At 63.4% G+C, this 26,715-nt stretch carries 24 protein-coding genes; 14 read left to right on the top strand and 10 right to left on the bottom strand.

Features of this window, described 5'->3' with window-relative positions:
- Positions 1 to 32: 32 nt before the first annotated feature.
- A complete protein-coding gene (locus GGR33_RS00655) occupies positions 33 to 1,418 on the top strand; it encodes a M16 family metallopeptidase (protein ID WP_183501459.1) in 1,386 nt (461 codons plus the stop codon).
- Positions 1,419 to 1,474: 56 nt separating this feature from the next.
- A complete protein-coding gene (locus GGR33_RS00650) occupies positions 1,475 to 2,758 on the top strand; it encodes a M16 family metallopeptidase (RefSeq protein WP_183501458.1) in 1,284 nt (427 codons plus the stop codon).
- A 73-nt stretch (positions 2,759 to 2,831) separates the two neighbouring features.
- On the opposite strand, the gene GGR33_RS00645 is transcribed toward GGR33_RS00650, so the two are convergent.
- From GGR33_RS00645 to hemE, 3 genes are all read right to left on the bottom strand, one after another.
- Positions 2,832 to 3,173, bottom strand: coding sequence for a lysozyme inhibitor LprI family protein (locus GGR33_RS00645; protein WP_425488734.1), 342 nt, complete (start codon positions 3,171 to 3,173; stop codon positions 2,832 to 2,834).
- A 38-nt stretch (positions 3,174 to 3,211) separates the two neighbouring features.
- Positions 3,212 to 3,649 (bottom strand): protoporphyrinogen oxidase HemJ, encoded by a 438-nt coding sequence (gene hemJ, locus GGR33_RS00640; RefSeq protein ID WP_183501456.1) that lies wholly within the window; start codon positions 3,647 to 3,649, stop codon positions 3,212 to 3,214.
- Positions 3,650 to 3,733: 84 nt separating this feature from the next.
- A complete protein-coding gene (gene hemE, locus GGR33_RS00635) occupies positions 3,734 to 4,795 on the bottom strand; it encodes a uroporphyrinogen decarboxylase (protein WP_183501455.1) in 1,062 nt (353 codons plus the stop codon).
- A 499-nt stretch (positions 4,796 to 5,294) separates the two neighbouring features.
- On the opposite strand from hemE, the gene GGR33_RS00630 reads away from it, so the two are divergent.
- From GGR33_RS00630 to GGR33_RS00595, 8 genes are all read left to right on the top strand, one after another.
- Positions 5,295 to 6,125, top strand: coding sequence for a pyruvate, water dikinase regulatory protein (locus GGR33_RS00630; RefSeq protein WP_183501454.1), 831 nt, complete (start codon positions 5,295 to 5,297; stop codon positions 6,123 to 6,125).
- A 7-nt stretch (positions 6,126 to 6,132) separates the two neighbouring features.
- Positions 6,133 to 6,759, top strand: a complete 627-nt coding sequence (locus GGR33_RS00625; protein ID WP_183501453.1) for a Maf family protein — start codon at positions 6,133 to 6,135, stop codon at positions 6,757 to 6,759.
- An 11-nt stretch (positions 6,760 to 6,770) separates the two neighbouring features.
- A complete protein-coding gene (locus tag GGR33_RS00620) occupies positions 6,771 to 7,721 on the top strand; it encodes a cation diffusion facilitator family transporter (protein ID WP_246412696.1) in 951 nt (316 codons plus the stop codon).
- Positions 7,721 to 8,554 (top strand): shikimate dehydrogenase, encoded by an 834-nt coding sequence (locus tag GGR33_RS00615; RefSeq protein WP_183501451.1) that lies wholly within the window; start codon positions 7,721 to 7,723, stop codon positions 8,552 to 8,554. Before GGR33_RS00620 ends, GGR33_RS00615 begins: the two co-directional genes overlap by 1 nt.
- Positions 8,551 to 9,168, top strand: a complete 618-nt coding sequence (gene coaE, locus GGR33_RS00610) for a dephospho-CoA kinase (protein ID WP_183501450.1) — start codon at positions 8,551 to 8,553, stop codon at positions 9,166 to 9,168. Before GGR33_RS00615 ends, coaE begins: the two co-directional genes overlap by 4 nt.
- A 37-nt stretch (positions 9,169 to 9,205) precedes the next feature.
- On the top strand, positions 9,206 to 9,940 hold the full coding sequence (gene dnaQ, locus GGR33_RS00605) for a DNA polymerase III subunit epsilon (RefSeq protein ID WP_183501449.1): 735 nt from the start codon (positions 9,206 to 9,208) through the stop codon (positions 9,938 to 9,940).
- A gap of 113 nt (positions 9,941 to 10,053) precedes the next feature.
- Positions 10,054 to 10,461, top strand: coding sequence for a CopG family transcriptional regulator (locus tag GGR33_RS00600; RefSeq protein ID WP_183501448.1), 408 nt, complete (start codon positions 10,054 to 10,056; stop codon positions 10,459 to 10,461).
- Between the two features lie 79 nt (positions 10,462 to 10,540).
- Positions 10,541 to 11,731, top strand: coding sequence for an extracellular catalytic domain type 1 short-chain-length polyhydroxyalkanoate depolymerase (locus tag GGR33_RS00595; RefSeq protein ID WP_183502088.1), 1,191 nt, complete (start codon positions 10,541 to 10,543; stop codon positions 11,729 to 11,731).
- 53 nt (positions 11,732 to 11,784) lie between these two features.
- Here GGR33_RS00595 and panC read toward each other — a convergent pair whose 3' ends face one another.
- Together panC and GGR33_RS00585 are read right to left on the bottom strand one after the other, a co-directional pair.
- Complete coding sequence (panC, locus tag GGR33_RS00590) at positions 11,785 to 12,642, bottom strand: pantoate--beta-alanine ligase (protein WP_183501447.1); 858 nt, start codon at positions 12,640 to 12,642, stop codon at positions 11,785 to 11,787.
- A gap of 47 nt (positions 12,643 to 12,689) precedes the next feature.
- The gene (locus tag GGR33_RS00585; RefSeq protein ID WP_183501446.1) at positions 12,690 to 14,213 is read right to left on the bottom strand and encodes an OpgD/OpgG family glucan biosynthesis protein; all 1,524 of its coding nucleotides are present in this window, start codon (positions 14,211 to 14,213) and stop codon (positions 12,690 to 12,692) included.
- A gap of 206 nt (positions 14,214 to 14,419) precedes the next feature.
- Here GGR33_RS00585 and mdoH point away from each other — a divergent pair, with 206 nt between their 5' ends.
- Positions 14,420 to 16,309 carry a glucans biosynthesis glucosyltransferase MdoH gene (gene mdoH / locus GGR33_RS00580; protein ID WP_183501445.1) on the top strand — a complete coding sequence of 630 codons (1,890 nt, stop codon included), beginning with the start codon at positions 14,420 to 14,422 and terminating at the stop codon, positions 16,307 to 16,309.
- Between the two features lie 34 nt (positions 16,310 to 16,343).
- Here mdoH and GGR33_RS00575 read toward each other — a convergent pair whose 3' ends face one another.
- Positions 16,344 to 16,790, bottom strand: coding sequence for a hypothetical protein (locus tag GGR33_RS00575; protein ID WP_183501444.1), 447 nt, complete (start codon positions 16,788 to 16,790; stop codon positions 16,344 to 16,346).
- Between the two features lie 62 nt (positions 16,791 to 16,852).
- Positions 16,853 to 18,049 carry a trans-sulfuration enzyme family protein gene (locus GGR33_RS00570; RefSeq protein WP_183501443.1) on the bottom strand — a complete coding sequence of 399 codons (1,197 nt, stop codon included), beginning with the start codon at positions 18,047 to 18,049 and terminating at the stop codon, positions 16,853 to 16,855.
- A gap of 93 nt (positions 18,050 to 18,142) precedes the next feature.
- Between GGR33_RS00570 and GGR33_RS00565 the strand changes: the two genes are divergently transcribed.
- The gene (locus GGR33_RS00565) at positions 18,143 to 18,661 is read left to right on the top strand and encodes a TspO/MBR family protein (protein ID WP_183501442.1); all 519 of its coding nucleotides are present in this window, start codon (positions 18,143 to 18,145) and stop codon (positions 18,659 to 18,661) included.
- A gap of 117 nt (positions 18,662 to 18,778) precedes the next feature.
- Here GGR33_RS00565 and GGR33_RS00560 read toward each other — a convergent pair whose 3' ends face one another.
- Complete coding sequence (locus GGR33_RS00560; RefSeq protein ID WP_183501441.1) at positions 18,779 to 19,555, bottom strand: phosphotransferase family protein; 777 nt, start codon at positions 19,553 to 19,555, stop codon at positions 18,779 to 18,781.
- Positions 19,556 to 19,775: 220 nt separating this feature from the next.
- Here GGR33_RS00560 and alaS point away from each other — a divergent pair, with 220 nt between their 5' ends.
- Positions 19,776 to 22,466 (top strand): alanine--tRNA ligase, encoded by a 2,691-nt coding sequence (gene alaS, locus GGR33_RS00555; RefSeq protein ID WP_183501440.1) that lies wholly within the window; start codon positions 19,776 to 19,778, stop codon positions 22,464 to 22,466.
- 431 nt (positions 22,467 to 22,897) lie between these two features.
- Positions 22,898 to 24,313 (top strand): phosphatase PAP2 family protein, encoded by a 1,416-nt coding sequence (locus GGR33_RS00550; RefSeq protein WP_183501439.1) that lies wholly within the window; start codon positions 22,898 to 22,900, stop codon positions 24,311 to 24,313.
- On the opposite strand, the gene GGR33_RS00545 is transcribed toward GGR33_RS00550, so the two are convergent.
- Together GGR33_RS00545 and GGR33_RS00540 are read right to left on the bottom strand one after the other, a co-directional pair.
- Positions 24,310 to 25,017 carry a uracil-DNA glycosylase gene (locus GGR33_RS00545; protein ID WP_183501438.1) on the bottom strand — a complete coding sequence of 236 codons (708 nt, stop codon included), beginning with the start codon at positions 25,015 to 25,017 and terminating at the stop codon, positions 24,310 to 24,312. The two genes, GGR33_RS00550 and GGR33_RS00545, sit on opposite strands and share 4 nt — an antisense overlap.
- 34 nt (positions 25,018 to 25,051) lie before the next feature.
- On the bottom strand, positions 25,052 to 26,587 hold the full coding sequence (locus tag GGR33_RS00540) for a bifunctional metallophosphatase/5'-nucleotidase (RefSeq protein ID WP_183501437.1): 1,536 nt from the start codon (positions 26,585 to 26,587) through the stop codon (positions 25,052 to 25,054).
- Positions 26,588 to 26,715 lie beyond the last annotated feature (128 nt).

The following is a 26,715-nucleotide window of genomic DNA, read 5'->3' as shown; positions in this document are numbered from 1 at the left end:
GTCTCGAGACCAGACGCACGAAGGACGTCAGGATGTATCTCCCCCGGAAGGCCAACGCCCTGCTCGGGCCGGTGCGCGGCCTCGCGCATGCCGGTCGCGTGGAGGCAGCGCCGTTCGGAGGCTCGGAGGCCGGTGGTCCGGAAGTCTCCTCCTTCGTGCTCGATAACGGCCTCGACGTCGTGGTGGTGCCCGATCACCGCGTGCCCGTCGCAACCCATATGATCTGGTACCGCAACGGTTCGGCGGACGATCCGCTCGGCCAGTCCGGCATCGCCCACTTCCTCGAGCATCTGATGTTCAAGGGCACGGATCGGCACCCGGCGGGCGCCTTTTCGAAAGCGGTGTCCTCGCTCGGCGGCCAGGAAAACGCCTTCACCAGCTATGATTACACAGCCTATTTCCAGCGCGTCGCCCGCGACCATCTCGCAACCATGATGGAGTTCGAGGCCGACCGCATGGGCGGCCTGGTCCTGTCAGACGACGTCGTCGGTCCCGAGCGCGACGTGGTGCTGGAAGAGCGCCGCATGCGGGTCGAGACTGATCCGAACGCCCAGCTCTCCGAAGCTATGGCTGCCTCGCTCTTCGTGCACCATCCCTACGGAATCCCGATCATCGGCTGGATGCACGAGATCGAAGAGCTGAACCGGCACCACGCCATCGACTACTACAAGCGGTTCTACACACCCGAGAACGCCATCCTGGTAGTTGCCGGAGACGTCACTTCCGACGAGGTCCGCCGGCTCGCCGAGAGCACTTACGGCAAGGTCGCGCCGCATGGCGCCCGGCCCCGGCGCCATCGTGCCCGCGAACCCGAGCCGAAGGCGTTACGCCGCGTCTGCGTCGCCGACCCAAAAGTCGAGCAGCCGACTCTACAGCGCCTCTACCTGACGCCTTCCTGCATCACCGCGCGGGACGGTGAATGCCACGCCCTCGAATTGCTGGCCGAGGTGATCGGAGGGGGGGCCACCTCCTACCTTTACCGCAAACTGGTGCTGGAAACCGGCATCGCCGTGAATGCCGGCGCCTGGTACATGGGCTCCGCGATCGACGATACCCGTTTCTCGGTCTACGCCGTACCCGCCGAGGGCGTGAGCCTCGAACAGCTCGAAGACCACGTCGACCGTGCCTTGCGCGGTATCAGCGAAGCGCTGTCACCCGAAGCAATCGAGCGGGCCAAGACCCGCCTCGTGGCCGAGACGATCTACTCTTCCGATAGCCAGTCCTCGTTGGCGCGGATCTACGGTGCGGCGCTCGCCATCGGCGAGAGCGTAGACGAGGTCCGCCGCTGGCCAACCGACATCGAGGCGGTGACGCGGGACCGGTTGTCCGCTGTCGCGGAGCGATACCTCGTGCCCTCGCGTTCCGTCACCGGCTACCTCACCAACGACCGAGAATCGGACGCGCCGGTCGCCTCCTGACTGTTTCGGTGGCCATCAGGCCGACCCGGATTCGAAACGCCTAAGGACTGTTTTCGATGACCATCGCCGAGACTGGCATCCGCACCGCGTCGTCGCCAACCCAGGCGATGCCGGTACCGGCCGCCCGCGGCATCGAGGCTTGGTACGTTCCCTCGCCCCTCGTCCCGATGATTGCGATCGCCTTCACATTCGAGGGTGGCGCTGCGCAGGATCCGGATGGGAAAGCCGGCACCGCCCAAATGCTCGCCCGTCTTCTCGACGAGGGCGCCGGCGATCTCGGCTCTGACGCGTTCCAAGAGGCGCTGGCCGCGCGGGCGATCGAGCTGCATTTCCATGCCGGCCCTGATTCCGTCGGCGGGTCATTGAAGATGCTGGTCAAGCATGCCGACGAGGCGATCCGCCTCACGGCTTTGGCTCTGGCCGAACCGCAATTCGATCCAGTCGCGATTGAGCGTGTGCGTTCGCAGATGATCGCGAGCCTGCGCTACCAGCAGAACGATCCGGGTGTGATGGCCTCTCGCCGTTATTTCCGAGAGGCGTTTCCCGGCCATGCTTATGGCCGCCCCTCCGCCGGCACCCTAGAAAGCCTGGCTGCCATTACCCGCGACGACCTCGTCGCCATGCACCGCGCCCTGATCGGCCGCGGCGGCCTCAAAGTGGCCGTCGTCGGTGCCATCGAGGCCGAGGGCGTCGCCAAGATGTTGGAAAAGGCTTTTGGCGGGTTGCCCGAAACGACCGCGCTGAAGGCGATTCCCTCCACGCACATCCATGAACTTGGCCGCCGGATCGTCGTCGATCTCGACGTGCCGCAATCGGTGATCCGCTTCGGCCTCGGCGGTGTCGCCTGGCGCGATCCCGACTTCATCCCGGCCTATGTCCTGAACCACATTCTGGGCGGTGGTGCCTTCACCTCTCGCCTGTTTCAGGAAGTGCGTGAGAAACGTGGCCTCGCCTACTCGGTCGGCACCTCCCTGACCTCGCACCGGGCCGTCGCCATGACCTGGGGCTATACCGCCACCAAGAACGAGCGCGTCGTCGAAGCGCTCGACGTGATCGGTGACGAGATCTCCCGGTTGATCCAAGACGGTCCTTCGGACGAGGAATTGCAGAAAGCCAAGGATTACCTCACCGGTTCCTATGCCCTGAGCTTCGATACCTCGACCAAGATCGCCAACCAGCTCGTGCAGATCGCCTTCGAAGGCCTCGGCATGGATTACATCGCCCGCCGCAACGACATGGTGGCTGCCGTAACCCAGGCCGATATTCGCCGCGCCAGCGCACGGACATTCGCAGACGGCAAGATGCTGGTAGTGGCGGCAGGACGGCCGGTAGGGTTCTGATCCGAGCCGGCCGGACGTCGTTCCACCACGCATTTTGCCAGACTGGAACGACGACGTACGCGATCAAGGTGAGTTATTGCGGACCCTGTTTGGCGAATTCCGAAAACACGCCACGAAGGACCTTGAGACGCGTCTCGTAGGCTTGTCGTAAGCAAGTGACGTCGGCCGCACAGGCACGACGCTCCTTGAGCCAAGTCTCCTGATCGTCCTGCAGTTGAGCACGGTTGCCCATCGCCAGGACCTCTTTCAGGATCTCGAAGCGCACGGCGAGCTCGACGTCACGGTCGTTGAGGCTCGGCGTGGTGCAGATGGCTTTCTCATCCGGCGTTTCGGCCTTCTCGCAGGGGAAGCTCGCCGCCAGGGCAACGCCCGATCCCGCCAACGTCATGACGAAAGCAAGACCAAGACAGCGCAGCATTGACGATTCCTCAAGTTACAACTGGATCGAACGGCTCAACCACCGGGCTTCACCACCGCCAGGATGACGATGAGGATCATCAGCAATGTCGGCACCTCGTTGACGACGCGGTAGAATCGGTCGCCACGACGATTTCGATCGGCAGCAAAATCTTTCACCATCTTCGACAGCCAGCCGTGAATACCGCTCATCACCAAGACGAGTAGAAACTTCATCTGGAGCCAGTACGACGTGTAGTAGCCGCTCTTCACTGCCAGGATGATGCCGAAAATCCAGGTGAGGATCATTGCCGGCGTCATGATCGCCTTGAGCAGCCGGCGCTCCATGATCTTGAACGTTGCCGACTGTACTTCGGACCCAGCAGGCAAACCTGCGTGGTAAACGAAGAGACGCGGCAGGTAGAGCATCGCCGCCATCCAGGCGATCAGCGAAACGACGTGACCGGCCTTGATCCAGAGGTAGAGGTTGTCCACGGGCTCGGGAGGCTCCGGCTTAACAGGCGGTCGAGCCGCTCGCCTTGTCCTTAGCTCGCCTTACCTCCAACCGTCGAGGGCCGTTCATTTTCGCCTGAGCCGCGCTAACATTTGCTCGACATGGACGATAGGCGTCTGCGGCGTGATGCCGTGACCGAGATTGAAAATATGCGGCAGACCGCGTGTTGCTTCCAGGATGCCATCCACCTCGGCATCCAACGCCACGCCACCCTCTATCAGCGTTTCAGGATGCAGGTTGCCCTGCGTTACCGTCGTCTCGGGTAGACGCGCTCGCAAGGCCGCGAGATCGACACTCCAATCGACGCCAACAGCGCTGGCGCCAGTTTCCGGCACGACCCGCATATGGCCGTCCAAACCCGAACCACGGCAGAAAACGATGATCTTAGCATCGGGTACGTGCTTACGGACGCCTTGGATCATTCGCGCAATCGGCAACAGCGACCAACGCGCTAAGGAGTCCCCTCCTTCTGGCAGTACCCCCGCATGCGATTCGAAGATCTGAACCGCATCGGCTCCTGCCTGGAACTGCCGGATAAGATATTCCGTCTGCACCTGCACGAGCCGGTCGATCAACGACTCCACGAGTTCGGGATCCGCTCCAGCCAATGCTCTTGCTGGAGCTAGATCGGGTGTGCCTCGACCACCAATCATGTAGCTCGCTACCGTCCAAGGAGCTCCGCAGAAGCCGAGTAATGTTGTCTCATGTGGCAGTGCGGCCCGGATGCTCGAAACCGCCTCGAAAACCGGAGCGAGATGCGAGAAGATTGTCGGATCCTCTGCTTCACGCAAGCGATCAAACTCTGCTCGGCCGGCCATTGCATCGAGCTGCGGGCCTTCTCCTTCGACGAACCTCACCCCTTGACCCAATGCGTGAGGGACCACGAGAATATCGGAGAATAGGATCGACGCCTCGAAACCGAAGCGGCGAATGGGTTGGAGCGTCACTTCGGTGGCAAAGGCAGGATTGTAGCAGAGATCGAGAAAGGAGCCGGCCTGGGCACGGGTCTCACGATATTCGGGCAGATATCGTCCAGCCTGGCGCATCATCCAGGCCGGCGGTGGCGAGATCGCTTCGCCCGACAGCACCCGCAGGACCTTCCGATCCTCCGTCCTCCCCCCAACCATAGCGCGTTCCGATCCCGTCGTTCTTCGTAACGCCAAGCATACAGCCAAGCGTCCTCGCGAAAAGCCTTCTCGTCCGGACTCAGTGCGGTCCTGTCTACACAGGCCCTTTTCTAAAGAGAAAAGAGACTCTTAGACTCTGTTTCTTCTCTTGGAGGCTGAGTCACGGGCCCACAAAACCGTCCACAGATCATCCCCATTGCCACGCCGTTAAGAGGGTTTTAACGGATCGGCTCTAGTATGATGCAATCGCGAGCTATGTCAGCGGCTTGAACGATCACCGAGACGGTTTTTAGCGAGACCGTCCCAGGTTCTCCCATTCCTGCACTTCCACGAGTTCGACTCGACGGATTGTTGATGCGGGAGTCGACAAGACACTCCTTGCTCTGGCTGGACCGTTCCCGGAACCCGGCTTATCCCCATTCATCGACTCCCAGTCACTCAGGCTGGGGACAACCCGTTCGAGCATTCTCAACTTGTTTGCGGAAAGAGCGAATTCGCGATGAGCCGCAGCTATTTCCATCTTCATCTCGTGTCGGATTCGACAGGCGAGACGCTGATCAATGTGGGACGTGCAGCTGCCGCCCAGTATGAGGGCGTCTCTGCGATCGAACACGTTTATCCGCTGGTCCGGTCGCGCGCACAGCTCGAGCGTGTCGTGTCGGAGATTCAAGCTGCACCTGGGCTCGTGCTTTATACGCTCGTCGACGACGAGCTTATGTCACGCCTCGAAGAGGCCTGTCGTGAAACCGGGTCTCCCACGCTGAACGTATTGCAGCCAGTTCATGCTTTGCTGCGCTCCTATCTCGGAGCTAATTCGACTGCTCGGCCAGGTGCGCAGCACATGCTGAATGCGGAGTATTTCAAGCGCATCGACGCAATGAATTTCACGCTTGCACATGATGACGGCAACTTGCCGCCGAACATCGACGAAGCGGATGTCGTGCTCGTCGGTGTGAGCCGGACATCGAAGACACCGACATCGATTTATCTTGCAAACCGCGGTCTCAAGACAGCGAATTTCCCACTTGTTCCGTCAATGCCGTTGCCCGTGGCACTTGCGGAAACGCGAAAACCACTTGTCGTTGGGTTGATCGCGTCTCCTGAACGCATCGTCCACATCCGTCAGAACCGGCTACTCAGCCTCAAGGCCGACGATAACTCGATGTACATCGACCGCGATGCTGTTGCGGACGAAATTGCTGCGTCACGCCGGCTCTGCGCAAAACAGCGCTGGCCGACGATTGATGTAACGCGACGTTCGATCGAAGAGACCGCCGCTGCGATCCTCGATCTGTATCGCGAACATCGGCTCAAATTCATCGCGACGTGAACCAGTAATGTCCGATACTCCAGGACATCTCTGGTTGCCGAAGACAGCGCTTATTCTTGCTTCTGGCAGCCGAACGAGAGCTGAGCTTTTGGCCAATGCTGGCCTCGTAGCGCGGGTCGTCAAGCCTTCGGTCGATGAACGAGCGATCGAGGCGGAGTTACAAGGTCTGAACCCGATTAATCTCGCGCATACTCTTGCAGAGGCGAAAGCAAGAGAGGTTGCGGGTCGCCATCCGGATTGTATCACGATCGGTGCAGATCAGGTTCTGGACGTCGATGGGGTGGTTCTTCACAAGGCCGCCGATTTGACAGAAGCGCACAGGCATATCGACCGTCTTCAAGGACGGAGACACGCTTTGCACTCTGCTGTCGCCGTTGTCGCGGATGGAAAATCGGAGGTTTTTCATGACACGGCATGGCTCAGCATGCGCTGTCTCAATGCGGAAGCGATCGCAGCCTATCTTCTTTTGGCGGGTGAAGATCGGGTAACATCGAGTGTCGGCGGTTACCAACTCGAAGGGCTCGGTATCCATTTGTTCGAACGGGTCGAAGGGGATCATTCAACGGTGCTCGGTTTGCCGCTGATCCCACTGCTGGCCAAGCTCCGCATGATGGGTGCTCTGGCGATCGCATGACGGAATCTCGAATGCCGAATATCGCGCACCATGATCACGCCCATCATGAAGGTCACGATCATGGATCGGCAGGCCATCGTCACTCACCGAAGAATTTTGGTCCGGCCTTTGCGATCGGTATTACTCTAAATCTCGGGTTCGTTGTTATCGAAGCTGGTTATGGGATTCTGAGCAATTCCATGGCTCTTGTCGCCGATGCCGGCCACAATCTGTCGGATGTCCTCGGTCTCACGGCGGCTTGGATTGCTTCGGTGCTGGTAAAGAGACGGCCGAGTCCCCGCTTTACCTATGGTTTGCGAGGTTCTTCGATTCTGGCAGCGTTGTTCAATGCGGTCTTCCTCCTGATTGCGACGGGAGCGATCATTCTGGAAGCAGTGCAGCGCCTTCTTACACCACAACCTGTCGTGGGCACGACGGTCATGATCGTGGCTGCGATCGGTATCGCGATCAATGGTTTTACAGCGTGGCTTTTCGCATCCGGTGGGCGGAGCGACATTAACATTCGTGGCGCCTATCTGCACATGATGGCGGATGCAGTGGTGTCGCTCGGCGTCGTTGTGTCTGGTCTTATCATCCTCGCTACCGGATTCGATTGGATTGACCCTTTCGTCAGTCTCGTCATCGCAGTGCTGATCATCTGGAGCACCTGGGGACTTCTGCGCGATAGCCTGGGGATGGCACTTTCAGCCGTCCCGCCCAACATTGATGCGGCTGCCGTTCACGCTGTTTTGAAAAATCGTCCGGGGATTTCAAGCCTTCATGATCTGCATATTTGGTCGATGAGTACCACTGAGATCGCTTTGACAGCGCACCTCGTCACTGAAAGGGCACTGTTATCCGACGATTTTCTACGTGAAACCGCCCGAGAGCTGCGTGAGACCTTTGGCATCGCGCATGCGACACTTCAGATAGAACGAATCGGTATCGGTGATTGTACATTGCCTGCAGAATGCGAGGCGTGATGCGCAAGGCCTTTGTTGTCGGGCATCCGATCGCGCATTCGCGATCACCGCTGATCCACGGATATTGGCTGCGACATCTCGGAATCGAAGGCTCTTACGAGCGTGTCGATGTTCCTCCCGAAGAATTCGAAGCATTCATTCAGAAGCTGGCGCAAACCGGGTTTGCCGGCGGCAACGTTACCATTCCCCACAAAGAAGCTGCATATCGCTTGGCCGATAGGTTGACGCCGAGAGCCCAAAAGATCGGTGCAGTCAATACGTTGGTCGTCGATAATAACGGTATTCTCGGCGACAATACCGATGCGCCGGGCTTCATTGCACATCTTGATCAGTCGCTCGGTCCTCATTGGCTGCAATGTTCCGGTGGAACGGCTGTCGTTCTGGGCGCCGGTGGAGCGGCACGAGCCGTTGTCGCGGGACTTGCGGAGCGCGGAATCGATCGAATCGTGATCGCGAATCGAAGCTTCGATCGTGCCTGTGCTCTGGTCACAATCGATCCCGAACGGATCGAAGTGGTCGATTGGAGCGCTTTGCCGAAGCGACTTGCGGAGGTAGGTCTTCTTGTTAACACGACCTCGCTCGGCATGACGGGGCATCCGATGCTTGAGCTCGATCTCAACAGCTTACCGTCCACGGCAGCAGTTGCAGACATCGTTTATGCTCCTCTCGAGACAACGCTTCTTGCGAACGCACGTGCCCGAGGGTTGTCGGTCGTGGATGGTCTTGGGATGCTGCTTCACCAAGCCGTGCCGGGTTTCGAAGCATGGTTCGGTATTCGGCCGCAGGTCACGTCCGAGCTCCGCGATCTGATCGTAGCCGATCTTGCACGATGAGCGAGCCGGGACGCGATCAATCACGGGTCGTGCTGGGACTTACCGGTTCGATTGGTATGGGGAAATCCGCGACCGCGGGTCTTTTCGCCAAGCATGGCATACCAGTCTACGATGCGGATGCGGCTGTTCATCGCCTCTATGCTGCTGGCGGCGCAGTGGCTCAGGCAATCGGAAAGACTTTTCCGGGAAGTCTGAAGCCGGATGGCGCGGTGGACCGAGATCAGCTTCGCCAGATTATACTCGACCAACCGGATGCTCTGCGGCGCCTCGAGGCCTTGGTTCATCCGTTGGTTAGAAATGAGAATCGCGCGTTTCTCGAACAGCACGCGAACGCGTCACTTGTCGTTCTCGATGTTCCGCTTCTTTTCGAAACCGGTGCCGACAAACGCTGTGATGCGGTCCTTGTTGTCAGCGCTCCTTCTGAGGTGCAGCGTGCTAGAGTACTCGCTCGCCCAGGTATGACGCAGGCCGCGTTCGATACGATCATCGCCAAGCAGATGCCGGATGCCGAAAAACGATTTCGGGCGGATATCGTGATCGATACCAGCCTCGGTTTTGCTCATGCCGAGGCCGAAATCGTCGCGCTCATCGCGCGGCTGACGGATTCGGGATAGGATTGCTTGCCTGGCCTCCTAAGCGAAATCCAAAGTCATGCTGCGTGAAATCGTTCTCGATACCGAGACCACTGGTACGGATGCGAAGGGTGGCGACCGGCTGATCGAGATCGGTTGCGTCGAGCTGATCAATCACATTCGCACCGGCAAGACGTTCCACCGTTTCGTGAACCCTCAGCGCGCGGTGTCGGAAGGCGCCTTTGCGGTCCATGGCCTGTCCGACGCGTTCCTCTCCGACAAGCCGTTATTCGCCGACATCGTCGATGCTTTTCTCGATTTCTGCGGCGATGCACGCTTGGTGATCCACAACGCAGCTTTCGACGTCGGCTTCCTCAACATGGAATATGCTCGGCTAAAACCGTCTGCACCGCAACCTATCGCCCTCGAAGAGGTCGTGGACACGCTGACCCTGGCTCGACGGCGTCATCCGGGTGCTGCCAACAATCTCGATGCTTTGTGCAACCGCTACGGCATCGACAACACCAAACGGACGAAGCATGGGGCGCTGCTCGATGCCGAGATCCTGGCGGAAGTCTATGTTGAACTTCTCGGTGGCAAGCAGACGAGCCTGGGGCTTGCGACCGTCATTGCCGATGCTGTGGAATCCGACGGAATGACGTCGACCGTACGGGGCGAAGACTCCGTGATCGCCTCACGAACGATACGCAGCCGGCTGACCGAGAATGAAAGCGAGCACCATACGGCCTTCATAGGAACGCTCGGAGAAAACGCGATCTGGCGCGACTATCTCGGTGAGAAAAAAGCAGGCTGACCGAGCGAGCGGTTCGAGCACGTCATACTGAGTCCACCATCGTTGATGGCTATCTTGCACTGCAGCATACACCCTCCATATACCATCCCATTGGATGGTTTGGAGCTGGTTGGATGCGGCAAGCGGTTTCAAAGGCAGGCGACACCGAGAAGGTTACGATCAACCTCGGCTATGTCGACTTGGGACATATCGATCTGCTCGTATCGGAAGGCGTCTATGCCAACCGCAGCGACTTCATCCGCACTGCAATCCGCAATCAGGCCGAGCGTCACGCCGACCTGACTAGGCAGTCGATGGCTCGAAAGAGCGTTGAACTCGGGCTCAGGCATTACCGGCGGTCCGAACTGGAGATACTGTTCGCGGCTGGTGAGATGCTCGACATCCGCGTACTCGGACTCGCGGTAATTGAAGCCGACATATCACCGGATCTTGCTCGCGCGACGATCAACTCGATCGAAGTGCTCGGCAGCCTGCAAGCCAGCCCGGCGGTCCGTGAAGCGCTGGCCGATCGCCTGCGCTGACCCTTCACGACATCTTCCATTTTCTTCCGAGCGCAGACGTCTCGCGCTGAGGCTACAGGCAATGACGGAAAGCGATCTGATGACCGAACGCGGTTTCAAAATGCCAAACCTTGCTGATCTCACGGAAGCCACTCGGCTTGCTCGCGGAGGACGCCTCGGCAAAGCGTCGGCGCTGATCCAACGCAGCCTTTCGAGCGGTTTGGAAGCAGGAGACACTACGGGATCGAGGACAACACAGGCCGATCGTCACGCAGCGATATTGCCTGAACGCCTCCGTGAAGGACTGGGCCAATTGCTACGCGGTTTACGTGGAGTTCCGGTCGTCAAGGGGTTGAAAGGGTTCGAGTTTCACGGTCTTCAACCGGAACCCGAGAGTCGCCCCAACGAGCATTTCGTCGCTCGGAGTTTCAGCAATGTCGCAGGCGCTCGGGACTACAAACTGTTCATTCCATCGGGCCATGCCGGCCCGCGTCCTCTCGTCGTCATGCTTCACGGCTGCACGCAATCGCCCGATGATTTCGCGGCCGGTACGCGCATGAACGAACTGGCACAAGAGGATGGGATCTACGTCGCCTATCCGGGTCAGACTCGGGGCGCCAACGCACAGAAATGCTGGAATTGGTTCGAGACCCGGGATCAGGGTCGTGAGCGTGGCGAGGCGGGAATCATTGCTGGGTTGACCCGCGCGATTATCGCCGAGCATCCAATTGACCCGCTGAGAGTCTACGTCGCCGGTTTGTCGGCCGGTGGTGCAGCAGCAGCCAACATCGCGCGGGCCTATCCAGATGTTTTCGCCGGGGTAGGCGTCCATTCGGGACTGGCGGCAGGATGTGCCCGCGACCTGACTTCGGCGTTGATGGCCATGCGGGCCGGAGCACCAGGAGCCGAATTGCCCGGTGGCGAGTCAGGTTTCGGCACGGCGCAGGCGACACAATCCGTCCGCGTTCCCACCATCGTCTTCCATGGCGGGAACGATACGACGGTCAACCCGCGCAACGGCGAAGAGGTATTGGCTCAAGCGGGCATCGACAGCCTGTCCCAGAGCAGCGAGAGTGGGACGAGACCCGGTGGTCATCGCTACACCCGGACGCTTTATCGAGACACTGACGGCCAGGTTCAGGCCGAATCCTGGCGAGTCGATGGGTCCGGGCACGCCTGGTCCGGCGGCAGTTCGACCGGCAGCTACACTGACCCGCTTGGACCGGACGCTTCGCGCGCCATGCTCGATTTTTTCGCGCAACACAGGCTCGGCAGCGGCTTGAATCCGTGACCTCGCTCAGGATGAGGTATCGGTAGAATCACAAGTCAGATCCAGAGGCGCAGTCAGGCCTTCGGCAGGACTGCGACGTTGTCGATCAAGCGGGTTGTGCCGAGATAGGCCGCCGTCAGGAGGCGAGCAGGACGTTCGAGCTGGGAGACGGGGAGAAGGGTCTCGGTGTCGCGCAGTTCGAAATACTGCACCGGCCCGAACCCACTAGCTTTCAAAGCTTCGATGCTGTCAGCGAGGACAGGAGCGGCCATGTCTCCCCCGGCGAGCCTTTCGGCAGCCTTAGCCAGCACGGCATGGAGGCGTGGGGCAATGCTTCGCTCCGCTTCGTTCAGGTAGCGGTTGCGCGAGGATAGCGCGAGCCCGTCTGCTTCGCGGATCGTCGGCATTCCGGCGATCGAGACGGGCAGGTCGAGATCACGTGCCACTCGCCGGATGACTTGAAGCTGCTGAAAGTCCTTCTCGCCAAACAAGGCGACGTCGGCTCGGGTCTGGTTGATCAGCTTCGTCACCACCGTGGCGACACCCGAGAAATGACCCGGCCTGACTTCGCCACACAGCCCTTCGGACGGGCCACCCGGCTCGATACGGCTGGAAAACCCCGGCGGATACATCACGTCGGCGCCCGGCATATAGGCCGCATCGGCCCCAGCCTGCGCGAGTGCGGCGAGGTCGGCCTCCACAGTGCGCGGATAGCGTGAAAAGTCCTCCGTTGGGCCGAACTGGGTCGGGTTCACGAAGATGCTCGCCACGACACGTTCACCGAGCGTCCTGGCATGGGCGATGAGGGCAAGATGACCCTCATGCAGCGCTCCCATGGTCGGGACCAATACGATCCGGTCGCCTCTGCCGTGCCAGGCACCAGTCTGCTCGCGCAAGGCGGCGACGGTCTCGAAGATGGGTATGGTCGACAAGGCGGCGGGCTCCGAGTTTACCGGCGCATGTAATCGCGAGGCCGGCGCTATGCCACCGCGTCCCAGGTCTCGGTGATTACCTTGCCGGCATGCGAAAGACGCGCGCGCAGCACCACATCTCCTGCCGGCAGCGGGTTCGGGGGGCGGTACTCGGCATAGAGCCGCCAACCTCCCGTCTGTGGCACCCGCTCCGTGAAGGGATCGACGAAAGCTCCCGCGCTTGCCGACAGGGCGACATCGACCTGCGCCTTCGGATCGGCCGGTAGTCCGTCACCCTCGAAATCGATTACGTAGAGCCGGCGCTGCGGATTTGGCGGGTTGGTCGGCCGCAGGCGCTCGGCTGAGCCGACCCGTGTCGACACCACGCGGGCCGGCGCACTGCTGAGCAGAGGGGTAGGCTCGGCCCCAACGGTCGTCAGCCCGTAGGCGAGGTCGATCGCCCGGCCCGGCACAGGCTTGGTCGAGGGCACGAAGGCGGCGACGATGTTGTCGGTATATTCCTCACGCGATGGGATCTCGAAGAGTTGCACTGCCCCTGATCCGAAGGCGGCGTTGCCTGCCTCCGGCCTGACCCAAAGCCCCGGCCTGTCTTCGTGTCGAGCCTGGACGTCGAGATAGTCGGCAAAATTCCGGTCACGCTGGAGCAGGCCGAAGCCCCTTAAAGGCGTTGCCTCGAAGGCGGAGATCGCCGTGGATGCTCGCCCGTTGACGAGTGGCCGCCAGAGCCGATCGCCCTCCGTCTCGACGGCGAGGCCGTCGGAATCGTGCACCTGGGGACGGAAATCGTCGAAAGCCTCAGCACCGCGCGCACCTGCTCCGTTTTGTCCGTGCAGGAACATGCTGGTCAGTGGCGCGAGGCCGAGTCGTGCGATCTCACGGCGTGGATGCAGCGAAGCCGTGACGGCGATATGTGCGATCTCTCCCGGCGTCACCACGAAGCGATAGGCGCCCGACAGACTCTGCCCGTCGAGGAGCGCCAGGATCGTGATGGTGGTCTCGTTGCCGGAGGGTTCGAGGATGCGAAAGGCCGTGAAATCCGGGAACTCCTCGGAGCCCGGCCCAAAGGTATTCACCGCTACACCTCGCGCCGAGAGACCATAAGTCTGTCCCCGCCCGCGCAATCGGAAATACGAGGCGCCGAGGAAGACCAGGAACTCCTCCTGCGCGTTGGGCTTGGCGGTGTCGAAGCCGGTGTTCAGGCGGAATCCGGCATAACCGAGGGAGCGCGGGAAGCTGCGACCCTGCAGGGCGGGGCCGAGATCGAACAAGCTCGAATCGTAGTCGAGCCGGCGCCCAGTTCCGTCCGAGGCCTGCAGCACGACGTCGACGCGCTTTCTCTGCAGGAAGCCGCGATGGAACGGCTGCAGGGAAAAGCGCTGGCCGAGAGGGATCGTCTTCTCGGGTCGGAAGGCGATGCGCTGATAGGCATCGTAGTCGAGGGCTGCGAGCTCCTGCGGCAGGTCTTCGGGAGCCGGGCGATACGCTTCCGCGGCGAGCGCCCTGGCGCGCTCGACGAAGCTCTCGTAGGTCGATGGACCGTCAGGCGAGGCGGATTCGCGAGGTTGCGCCATCGTTCTGGCACCATTCAGGTCATAGGCACTAGGCAGGAACGTGCCCGCGACCGACGCGAGCGACGTCCGCAGCAATCCTCGCCGCGAGAAGCGAGCCTCCCGGGTTTCCTCCGTCCGGGTCGAAGCACTCTCGGGGCACTCGCGCATCCATCCTCCTGATCCGGGCCGGTGGTCCCGGTCTTCATCGAGAGCCCTCGCGACCCGCCATGTCCACCTCACCTTTGTCGCATGACATGTCCGGGGTCGAGAGACCGGCTCCCAACGGTGCCGCGCGACCTTCGTTCCTGCTCCGGCGGCTGGCGCTTGCCATCCCGACGCTTGCGACGACGGTGTTGATCGCTTGGCTTGCAATCCGAGCGTTCGGCGAGCCGCTGGGTGTGCTGGCCTGGAGCGTGCTCGTCCTGTTCGTGCTGGCCATGGCATGGCAGGTCTTCACTGCATGGCAGTACCTCTACGGGTTCGCCGCCGCGCTGATGGGCGACCGGGTGAAATCCGCCCTTGAGTTGCGCTCCGAGATAATCACGCCGCGCGCCACCGGTCTGTCGCGTACGGCCGCCGTGGTGGCGATCCATGCCGAGGACCCGATCGCGGTGTTCTCTGCAGTGCGCGTCATGGCCCGCTCGCTTCAGCGCGAGGGCGGCGACGGGTCTGACATCGACCTGTTCGTCCTATCTGATACCCGTGAGGGCGCGATCAGCGCCGTCGAGGAGCACGAGTTCCAGCGTGCGCAGGCATGGGCCGAGGCCGAAGGCCCTGGCATGCCGACGATCCGCTATCGTCGCCGCGAGAAAAATGCCGGGCGTAAAGCCGGCAACATCGCCGAGTTCTGCCATAGCCACGGCGACGAGTACGATTTCATGATCGTGCTCGACGCCGACAGCCTGATGACCGGTGCCACCATGCGGCGCCTCGCCCGGCTGATGGAGGAGAACCCGCGAGCCGGCCTGATCCAGACCGTGTCCTACGCTGCAGGCCGCGACACGCTCTTTGCCCGCATCCAGCAATTCGCTGTGCGGCTCTACGCGCCACTCTCCCTACGCTGCCTGGAAACCTGGCAGGGACCGGATGGCTCCTATTGGGGCCACAACGCCATCCTGCGCATCGCCGCTTTCGCGCAGAATGCAGAGTTGCCGGTGCTCCCGGGCAAGGCGCCGCTCGGCGGCGAGATCCTCTGCCACGACATCGTCGAGGGCGCCCTATTGCGCCGGGCCGGCTGGGACGTTCACCTTCTGCCGGAGATGGGCGGTACCTGGGAGGAGATGCCCACGAACCTGATCGACCTGCTCGGGCGCGACCGCCGCTGGTGCCAGGGCAACCTGCAACACAGCCGCGTCGTGCCGATGAAGGGGTTCGGCTGGGCGAGCCGATGGCACATGATCGTCGGTATCCTGATGTATCTCGCTTATCCCATCTGGGTGGCCTTCCTGGTGCTCGGTACGGCTCAGGCGATCAGGACCGGCGAACTCGGCCTCCTCGGTTATGGGCTGACCGGCACGACCCTGGCTGCACATGCGCTCGTGGCACTGGTCCTCACGGTGATGGCGCTGCCTAAACTGCTCAGCCTCGGCTACGTCCTTGCATCCGCGCCGCGCCGTGCCGCCTTCGGGGGGACGGCCTCGCTTCTCACGAGTGCGGCACTCGAACAGGTCACCTGGATCCTGCTCTGGCCGGTGATGGCGCTCTTCGCCTCGGGTGCCGTGCTCACGACGCTGGCCGGCCGCGTGGTCCGTTGGGATTCCCAGGCCCGCGACGACCGCCGCGTACCGTGGCGCGAGGCTTGCCGGTTGCAGGTCGACGCCATCGTCGTGGGGTTCGCGCTGACGGCGCTGCTGATCTACGCAGCCGACCCGTGGCTCACGCTCTGGATGGCGCCGGTCGCCCTCGCTTTGGTGGTGAGCCCTGCCCAGAGCGTGCTCACCAGCAGCACTGGCCTCGGCCTGCTCTCGAAGACGCGTGGCCTGTTCCTCACGGAGGACGACACCGCGCAGGCCCGCGAACTCGCCGAACTCCACCACGACCGACTTCCGACACCGCCGCTAGCGGCGCCGGCCAACGACGCGGTCTGGATTCCAGCGGTGGACGCGTCCTCGCGCTGACCGGACGGCGTCGCGCCCTTTCTCGAAGCCTGTCCTAGGGTTTGTGGTCGAGCACCTCGATCGGGTTGGTGCGCTGCTTGGCGGAGGGCTCGGCGGTCAGTTTACTGCTCTCCTTGCGGGCAGGTACGGCCGGCTTCGGCGCTCCATCGCCGGTCTGCGCCGGGACCGTGCCGGTGGCGAGTTCGAGACAGGTTACTGTCTCGACATATGAGGGAGAGCCGCCCGCCACCGCCTGTTTGGAGCATTGCGCTTTGGCGGAGGAGCTGAACTCACCCCAGCGCCGCTTCAGTTCGTCATGCGCCGCGCGCTCCGAGCGCAGGCAGCCATCCTGGCTTTCCTTCTCGCTCAGGCCGAGCGACGAGCCGCCCGACGACCGGCAGGTTTGACGGACGTCGAATTCCGGCGGGCCCTCGGCCATCGCCTGGCCGGCGAGCAGGATCAGGCCGAGAGCGGCGCAGAGGTGAGGGATGGCGGGTCGCATCGTGCAGGCTCCGGTCTGTTCGACCCGACAACGCGCAAGAATCGAAAACGATACGCCCGGATTCAGACGTTTCCCGCATGCGCGGCCCACAAGGCCTGATCGAGATCGTCGAACAGGTCGTCCGGATCTTCGATACCAGTGGAGAGCCGCAGCAGATCGGGTGGACAGGGCGTATCCGGCCCTTCCACTGATGCTCGATGTTCGATCAGGCTCTCGACACCACCGAGCGACGTGGCGCGCTTCCAAAGCCTGACCGCTGCCGCAGTGGCGATGGCTGCCGCCTCGCCACCCACGACCCGGATCGAGAGCATGAAGCCGAAACCGTTTCGCATCTGACGCGTAGCCACTGCATGGCCCGGGTGATTGGGCAGACCGGGATAGAGCACCGCGCTTACATGCGGATGCCCGCTCAGGCGGTCTGCCAGAACGGCAGCCCCCGCAGCCTGCGCCGTCGCACGTAACGGGAAGGTGCGCAGCGAGCGCATCAGCAGATAGGCCTCGAACGGCCCGAGAATCGCGCCCCAACCGGCTCGTATCGCGATGATACGCTTCCAAGTGGCGTCCGTGTTCGCGCAGGCGAGCACGCCCGCGATCACGTCGGAATGACCGTTGAGGATCTTGGTGGCCGAATGCATCACGATGTCGGCCCCGAGCGCCAGGGGCTGGGTGTGGAAAGGTGACGCCGCGGTCGAGTCGACGGCGAGCCGAGCGCCGGCCTCATGCGTGATCTCCGCAATTGCCGCGATATCAGCGATCGTCCAGAGCGGGTTGCCCGGTGTCTCGATCCAGACGAGCTTGGTCTCACCAGGCCGGATTGCGTTCCAAATGTTTTCCGGCGTTTCTGTATCAACGAAATCAATGGAAATCTGCAGACGCGGCCCCTCCTGATGCAGCCAGCACCGCAAACCCCAATACATTACCCGTGGTGCGATCACATGATCGCCCGGCTCCAATGCGCAGAAGACCGCCGCTGCCGCAGCCATGCCCGATCCGAACAGCAGCGCACCGGCCGCATCCTCGAGCATCGCCAGCACGCTCTCGGCCTCGCGTACCGTGGCGTTGTCGGCGCGACCGTAGGAGAAGCCTGAGCTGTAGGCGTTGTCCGGGTCTCGCAGGAACGTGGTCGAGACGTGCAGCGGCGGCACTACGGCCCTCGTTGCCGGATCGATCCTCCCCATCGCCTGCGCGGCGAGCGTCCGCTTGGTGTAACGCTCCGATCCGCCTGCATCCGGATTGGGAGTCCGTGAGTTGGCAGGCATGATCTCTCTCCGGCTGCATAACGACGACACCGTGGCTTGGGCGAAGCCGTCCAGTCACGCAACGGCCACGACCCTCGAAACCGACTGCCGGGCATGAGCCGTGGCACTGCCGTTCCCGGACGCGCCGTACTTCCACCAGTCCCGCGCATCGCTGCGGCGATCCTGCCCGTGGCGCTCGCGACGGCGATCGGGTCTCTCTCTACCGGCTCGAACATCGAGGGCTGGTACGAGACCATCCAGAAGCCTGTCTTCAACCCGCCAAACTGGGTGTTTCCGGTCGCCTGGACGATCCTCTACACGATGATCGCTGCCTCCCTCTGGCGGCTGCTCGGCGCACGTCCGATCGCGGGGCCGACTGGCCGCGCCTGGTGGCTGGCGCTCGCCGCCTTCTTCACCCAACTCGCGCTCAACGCGGCCTGGACCCCGGTTTTTTTCGCCTATCACGCCCTCGGTGCCGGTCTTATCGTCGCGCTCGCCATGCTGGTGATGGTGCTCTGGACCATCCGCTTGTCCTGGCGCTTCGACCATGTGGCTGCGTGGCTGCTCGTGCCGTATGCCGCCTGGGTGGCCTTCGCGAGTCTGCTCAACGGCTTGATCTGGCAGATGAATTGAGCAGAGGCCCTCGCCGCCGTTCGTGATGCGAACCAGTTGCCCGCATCTCAGCGCAGCGCATTCGAGGCTACTGACGCGCTCGGTCGATCGTGAGTAGGCCAGCGGAGGTTTCAGACCTCAGGCAGCCGTCATCAGCTGGTCGACGACGCCCAAGATCTGTTCGTCCTTGTCGGTACGCCGGGCGCAGAGCCGGGCCACCATGAGCGGCAGGTGCCAGCCTCTGATTTCGGCGCGGCCGAGTCCGCTGGCGCTGCGATAGCAGCGGACGTACCAATCCGCGGCCAGCCCACGTAGCCTGTCGGCCTTGCCTCCGCGGTTTGCCGGCAGCCGGCCGTAGCGGATCATCAACTCGGTGCGTGCGACGTCGGCCGCCGGACAGCCGGCACCGGCCTTCTGCCAGTCGATGAGCGCCAGGCCGCCCGGCGTGCACAGCACGTTTCCAGGATGGATGTCGTTGTGACAGAGCGCGCTGCCGCTAGGCAGCCGGTCGAGCGCGGCGAGCGCCGCCTCGCGGATCGCTTCCGGCACACGGGCTCGGTCGATATCGTGGCGCAGCCGCGCCTGCTGGGCCGGCAAGTCTCCGGCCGCCTCGCCGTGCATCGCGTGCTGAATCAGCGCGAGCCGGCGCAAAGCCAGGATCATCCCGAGAGGATTTTTCGCGTAGTGGCGCAGCATGGTCTCGCCATGCAGACGCTCGAACAGGATGCCATGGCGCCCGTCCTGGCGCAGCAGTGCGATCGGCCGCGCCGCCGGGAGGCCACGCTCGTGGGCGAGCGCGGTGGCCCGGAACTCGTTCTCGATATCGGCGGCCTCGGAGGGCTCCCTGTAGAGTTTCAGCACTCGGTCGCTGCCGTGCAGAAAGACCTCCGAACTGAGGCCTGAACCGATGAGCATCGGGACGGCTGGATCTTCGTCGGCAAGCATTCGGCGCGCTTTCGCCCCTATGGTCCGGCCGGCGGCGTAGACGGGGCTGAGATTGGCGGCAAGCCGCGCGGACAGTACACCACCCGTGACTCGCGCTTCCTGCCTCCTTATGAGGGCGCGAGCATGGCTGGGGCGTGACGCGCATCCGGCTGATCCCGCGCCTGTTTCCAGACCCCCGAGCGACCCTGAAATGAGCGGCGTCAACGAGATCCGGTCGACCTTCCTCAACTACTTCGCGAAAGCCGGCCACACGGTCGTGCCGTCGTCTTCGCTGGTGCCGAAGAACGACCCGACGTTGATGTTCACGAACGCGGGCATGGTGCAGTTCAAGAACGTCTTCACCGGCGTCGAGAAGCGCCCCTACGTGACGGCGACCTCATCGCAGAAATGCGTGCGCGCGGGCGGCAAGCACAACGATCTCGACAATGTCGGCTATACCGCGCGTCACCACACCTTCTTCGAGATGCTCGGCAATTTCTCCTTCGGAGATTACTTCAAGGAACAGGCGATCACCCTGGCCTGGGGGCTGATCACCAAGGAACTCGGGCTCAAGCCCGACAAGCTGCTGGTCACGGTCTATGCCGACGACGACGAGGCCGCGGGCCTTTGGCGCAAGATCGCCGGCTTCTCGGACGAAAAAATCATCCGCATCGGGACCTCCGACAATTTCTGGCAGATGGGCGATACCGGCCCTTGCGGCCCCTGCTCGGAGATCTTCATCGACCAGGGGCCGAGTCTGCAGGGCGGACCGCCCGGCTCTCCGGACGAGGATGGCGACCGGTTCTTGGAATTCTGGAACCTCGTCTTCATGCAGTACGAGCAGCGGCAGCCTGGCGAGCGCCATCCGCTGCCGAGGCCCTCGATCGATACTGGCATGGGCCTGGAACGCATCGCCGCGATCCTGCAGGGCGTCCACTCGAATTACGACACGGACCTGTTCCGCGCGCTGATCGATGCAGTGGCGCATGTGCTGTCGCGGGGGCCGGATGCATCGAACGTCGCTTCCTACCGCGTGATCGCCGATCACCTGCGCTCGGTCTCGTTTCTCATCGCCGACGGCGTGCTGCCCTCGAACGAGGGTCGCGGTTACGTGCTTCGCCGGATCATGCGCCGCGCCATGCGCCATCTCGAACTGCTCGGCGCACGCGATCCGGTGATGTACCGCCTCGTCCCGACCCTGGTGCGCGAGATGGGTCAGGCCTTCCCGGAGCTGGTCCGGGCCGAGGCCCTGATCTCCGAGACGCTGCGGCTGGAAGAGACGCGCTTCCGCAAGACGCTGGAACGGGGCCTCGCCATCCTCGATACCGAGAGCCAAGGCCTGACCAAGGGTCAGAACCTGTCGGGCGAAACCGCCTTCACGCTCTACGACACCTATGGCTTTCCCCTCGACTTGACGCAGGACGCCCTCAAGGGCCGCGGCATCGGCGTCGACACGGCAGCTTTCGACACGGCGATGGCTCGCCAGAAGCAGGCAGCGCGGGCTGCCTGGAAAGGCTCCGGCGAGGCCGCGACCGAGACGGTTTGGTTCGACATCCGCGAGCGCAACGGCGCCAGCGAATTCCTCGGTTACGAGGCCGAAGAGACCGAAGCCGTCGTTGCGGCTCTACTGCGTGACGGTGCTGAGGTTCAGGAACTGAAAGCCGGTGAGACCGGGCTCGCGCTGTTCAACCAGACACCGTTCTATGGTGAATCCGGCGGCCAGGTCGGCGATACCGGCGCGATCACCGGTCTTGGCCTCAAGGTCCAGGTCACGGCCACCGAAAAGAAGCTCGGCGATCTCTTCGTGCATCACGTCACCGTCGAGGACGGTTCCCTGACGATTGGTGCTTCGGTGCAGCTCGCCGTCGATCATGGCCGCCGCTCGGCGATCCGCGCCAACCACTCCGCGACCCACCTGCTGCACGAGGCCCTCCGTCAGGTCCTTGGCGACCACGTCGCGCAGAAGGGCTCGCTCGTTGCGCCGGAGCGCCTGCGCTTCGACATCAGCCATCCGAAGCCCATCGAAGCCGAAGAGCTGCGTAAGGTCGAGGAAATCGCCAACGCTGTGCTGCTTCAGAACCGGCCCGTCGTCACACGGCTGATGGCGGTGGACGAGGCCATCGAATCCGGCGCTCGTGCGCTGTTCGGCGAAAAATACGGGGACGAAGTCCGCGTCGTTTCCATGGGCAAGCCCGTGGATGACGAGGGTACGGTTCTGGAAAAGGCGCGCTTGTCGGACTTCTCGATCGAGCTCTGCGGCGGCACCCATGTCGCGCGCACCGGCGACATCGGCCAGATCACCGTTCTCGGCGAGAGCGCGGTCGGTGCCGGGGTGCGCCGCATCGAGGCCATGACAGGCCACGGCGCACGTCGTCATCACGCCGAGGAGAGCCGCACCCTCGGCCATCTCGCCGGGCTGCTCAAGGCCCCGGTGGCCGACGTGCCCGAGCGGCTCTCAGCCCTGATCGAGGACCGCCGCCGGCTGGAGCGTGAACTCACCGACACCCGCAAGAAGCTGGCGATGAGTGGTGGCGCGAGTTCGGCAGGCGGCAATGACGAGGGCATCCGCGACATCGCTGGCGTGAAACTGATGGCCCGCGTGGTCGAGGGCGTCGAGATGCGCGATCTCAAGAGCCTCGCCGACGAGGGCAAGACCCGGATCGGCTCCGGCATCGTCGCCATCGTGGGTGTCGCCGCCGACGGCAAGGCTGGCCTCGTGGTCGGCGTCACCGAGGATCTCGCCGAGCGCTACGACGCCGTCGGCCTCGTGCGCGCCGGCGCCGGTTATCTCGGCGGCAAGGGCGGCGGCGGCCGCCGCGACATGGCCCAGGCCGGTGGTCCGAACGGGGCCGGCGCCAGCGCTGCGCTGGAGGCGATCGTCGAGGCGTTGACGGCTGCTTAGTCTCGGTTAACGCCTGCCGATCGAACTTGGTCGGACCGGCTGTCGAAACTTTCGATACGGCCGTTCATCCGAAAGATGCGGGCTTGTTCGTATCGGACCTCGTCCGTGACGAGGCTGTCTCGACGCAGAACAGGCCGGTGGGCACGCTCTTCCGCCGCCAGAGCAGCTTCGGTCTCACGTCGCAATGCGTTTCGATTCATCCCTTACCTCGAACGGAGTATCCATTTCGAGGTAGCCAACGCATGAACGCGCGATCGAATCAATTGCTGCACCAACGGATCCATGATGGTGCGACCGTGCGCCGGGGATGTTTCTGTTGCGCGGGCTTCGAATCCCGACCGTGCTGTCATATCCCTTTCACCGCACCAGGTGAGAGGGGGGCGAACCATCGCCTGCTCCGATACGGCCGGCACTAGGGACGGGTGACGATCATGCGCCATCGCAAGGCAACGGGCTTCGCAATCCTATGTGTGCTGGCCCCACTCCCGGCCTTGGCGCAGACGGCGACGAACATCACCGCGCTGAAGGGCCTCGCGCCGGTGAGCACGCTGATGAGGACCCCCGAGGGCGAGGCGGCGCTGAAGGCGAATCTCGAGGTCACTACCGGCATCCAGACCGGTACGCTGAAGCAGCCGATCCTGCTGCCCTTTGCCGAGCAGCAGCAGCTCGCTTTGCGCGACGCCTTCATTACCGACGGCAACGCCACGGAACTCACCGACGGCCTCGGCACAAGCCTCGCCGCCGTCTACCAAGCCAAGGCACGTTACGAGAACCACAAGGATTTCACGAGCATCTCGAAGGCCTTGGCCGATCTGATCGGCTACACCAACAACGTCACCAAGTCGGATTCGAACGCGGGCAAGTATTTCTTCGCCAACGCCACCAAGAACGGCAAGGATGCCGTCTCGGCGGAAGCCTCCGCGATCTACACCGCCAATGGCGGCATCCCCGACATCTTCGGCAAGGCCTATGATCGGCCTGCTGGCAGTACCGGCGCCGACGCTTTCGGCAATTCGCGCCCCTTCCAGACCGACCCGACGCTGCTCGCCTACCGGGGCAACGATTACTTCGGAAAGGCCTCGCACACGATCGACTGGTTGCGCGGGCCGAGCCAGAACCTGACCGACAGCCCCTCCTACCCGAGCGGCCACACCACCTACGGCTACACCGAGTCGCTGCTCCTCGCGATCCTGGTGCCGGAGCGCTACCAGCAGATGATCGCGCGCGCTGCCGAGTACGGCAACAACCGCATCGTGATCGGCGCGCATTACGCCATGGACGTGCTCGGTGGCCGCACCGTCGCGACCCATGCCGTGGCGCACCTTCTGGCCAATGATCCGGCCTATGTCGGCCAGGGGCGCAAGAATCCGGCCGTGATCAACGCCATGGGTCAGACCGATGGCGAGCCCGTCGTCGTCACCGACTATCAGGCCGCCCTGAAGACGGCGAAGGCCGAGCTGACCACCTTCCTCACCGCGGCCTGCGGTGGCGACGTCGCCACCTGCGCCGCCAAGGACGACAGCCGCTTCAAGAATGCGGCCGCCAACAAGACTTTCTACGACGTTACCCAGACCTACGGCCTTCCGGTGGTCCACAAGGACGCGGCCGGGCAAACGGTGGACGTCGGCAAGGCCGCTCCGGAAGCCGGCTATCTTCTCACTGCGGCCTTCCCATCGCTGTCGCTCGACGAGGCCAACGCGATCCTGACCGAGACCCTCGGGCCGGCGGGTGGCTTCCTCGACGACGGTTCGGCCTTCGGCCTCTATTCGCGGCTGAATCTCTACGCGGCCGGCGGCAAAGCTGCGGCGCTCGCCGCCTCGAAAGGAACGGCGGCCTCCACCCGCTAATCGAGGCGCCAAGTGATCGGGGCGAGCCCTCGCTCCGACAGCCAGGCATTCGCCTTGGTGAACGGGCGCGAGCCTGGGAAATCCCGGGCTCGATTGAGCGGAGACGGGTGACCGGAGGCAATGACGCCGTGCCGGCTCGTGTCGATCAGTGCCTCGCGGGCACGCGCCTGCGCTCCCCAAAGCAGGAAGACCGACGGGCTCTGGCGCGCCGAGACCGCAGCCACGGCTTCGTCGGCGAGCCGCGACCAGCCGAGCCGCAGATGCTTACCGGCTTTGCCGGCCTCCACGGTGAGCGCCGTGTTGAGCAGCAGCACGCCCTGCTCGGCCCAGGGCGTGAGATCTCCTGACTGGAAGACCGGCTTATCGCCGCTCGCCGCTCCGACCACCTCCGCCAGGATGATCTTGAGCGAGACCGGCAGCCGGCGCGGCCCGACATAGGAAAAGGCTAGCCCGTTGGCATCGCCCGGCGTCGGGTAGGGGTCCTGCCCGAGGATCACGGCCTTCACCCGGTCGAGCGGCGTGAGGCTCAAGGCCCGGAAGATGGCGTCGGGAGCGGGCAACACCTGGGCACCGCCCGCCACGCAGTCATCGACCTTCCGCGCCACTGCCTCCGCGCCGCCATCGGAGAAGAACGGCAGGGCGAGCCAGGGCGAACCGCTCCCGCGAAAAACCTGGAGCGCGTCGGTGACGGGGGTGTCGGACATACGGCCTTCCGGACGGAGTGGCGGCATGGCCGCCTTATGGAGTCGTAACAATCCGGCCGCCGGGCTCGGGCGGGAGCGGAGAATGCCGGGCGATATAGTCGATCACTGCGTTTGCCAGCAGCATTCCGTCCGTCGCGCCGATCAGCACCCGGCCTTCGCGCAGCATCTCGTAACCGTTGCCGCCATCCAGCATGAAGTTGTTGGCGGCGACCCTGTAGGCGCGAGCATCGTCGAGCGGCTGTCCTCCAACCGTGGCCGAGACGACACGAGCTCCGAGCGGCCGGCTCGGATCGAGCGTGACGGTGAGACCCGAGACTTGCAGGAAGCGACCGGCGGGTCGGCCGTAATCGCTGAAACCGTTCTCCAGGGCAGCACGAAGGACGTGCCCGGGAATCTCGACGAGCACCGTCGTGTTCCCGAAGGGAAGTTCCGTGAGGATGTCCCGGCGTGTCAGCGTGATACCGGCGGGGTAGAGCCGGTTTCCGCGAATGCCGCCGCCATTCATCAGGCCGATCTCGGCGCCGGTCTGCTCGCGAACAGCATCAGCCACAAGATCGCCGAAGCTCGACTCGCGAGCGCGGACCGACGAGATCCGGCTGTCGAGGGCGCCGGTCGTGACGCCGACCGGTACGTCGAGCTGCCGTGACAGCTCACCGTCGAGACGGGTCACCAGGGCGAGCGTCTCAGGATCGGGCGTTACCGTCCCCGTGTCGTGGATGCGGAAACTCGGGTGCCAGCGAACCCGGCGCGAGGTGCCCTCGTTCGTGATGGCGACGGTGACGTCGACCGCCGTGACGAAATGCGCGTCGTGGCTCGATTCCGCGAGCACGGTCTGGCCATCGTAATGGACCATCAGGTCGTGATCGTGGCCCGAGAGCAGGATGTCGACGATGCGCCGGCGAACGATCGCGTCGTCCACCGGACGCGCTGTATGCGCGACGCCGACGACGAGGTCGGCGCCCTCTGCGCGCAGGGCCTTGGCCTCCCGTTCCAAGGTCTCGATCTCGGGACCAAAGCGGAGAGCCTTGGATTGCGATTTTTCCGGCGTCGAGGCCAGCGCGATACCGACGATGCCGACCTTCACGCCGCCGAGGGTGACGATCTCCCGATCCTTCACGCCTGGCAGGGACTTGTCGTCATGGTCCCGCAGGTTGGCGGCGAACCAGGGAAAGCGAGCCTCGCGCAGCCGCTCGGCGAAGATGTCGGGGCCGAAATCGAACTCGTGATTGCCCGGCACGATGACGTCGGGGGGCGCGAGGTTGTGGAGCGCGATGATGTGAGCGCCCTTGTCGAAACCCGACATCAGCGAGGGCGAGAGGCAATCGCCGGCATGGCAATAGAGCACCGGCACGCCCCGCGCCCGCTCGGCCTTCACCACGGCGTTCAGCCGCGCGAAGCCGCCACGGCCCTCGACCTCGCCCATCAGGTAGATGTCGTTGACGAGGAGGAGGGTGAAGGCAGGGCTCCTCGCCTCGGAGCGGACCTCTCCAGCCGAGGGGGCGCCGGCCCCCAGGGTGACGGCGCCGGCAGCCAGGCCGAAGGTTTCACGGCGGTTGGGTGAGGGAGCCATGGCTTGCGTTTAAACCGTTCTGGTAACGGCGGAGCGACGGCCAGATCGGCGTGCGGCCTCGTCCACGAAACCATGGGGGGACGGCGTGACGCGCTGGTCTCCCGGCCGATTTCGCGCGATGTCTACTC

Origin of the sequence: Methylobacterium brachythecii, assembly GCF_014196345.1 — a bacterium.
GTDB classification, from domain to species: Bacteria; Pseudomonadota; Alphaproteobacteria; order Rhizobiales; family Beijerinckiaceae; genus Methylobacterium; species Methylobacterium brachythecii.
Note: the sequence above shows the minus strand (reverse complement) of the source record. Positions and strands in the feature narration are given on the sequence as shown.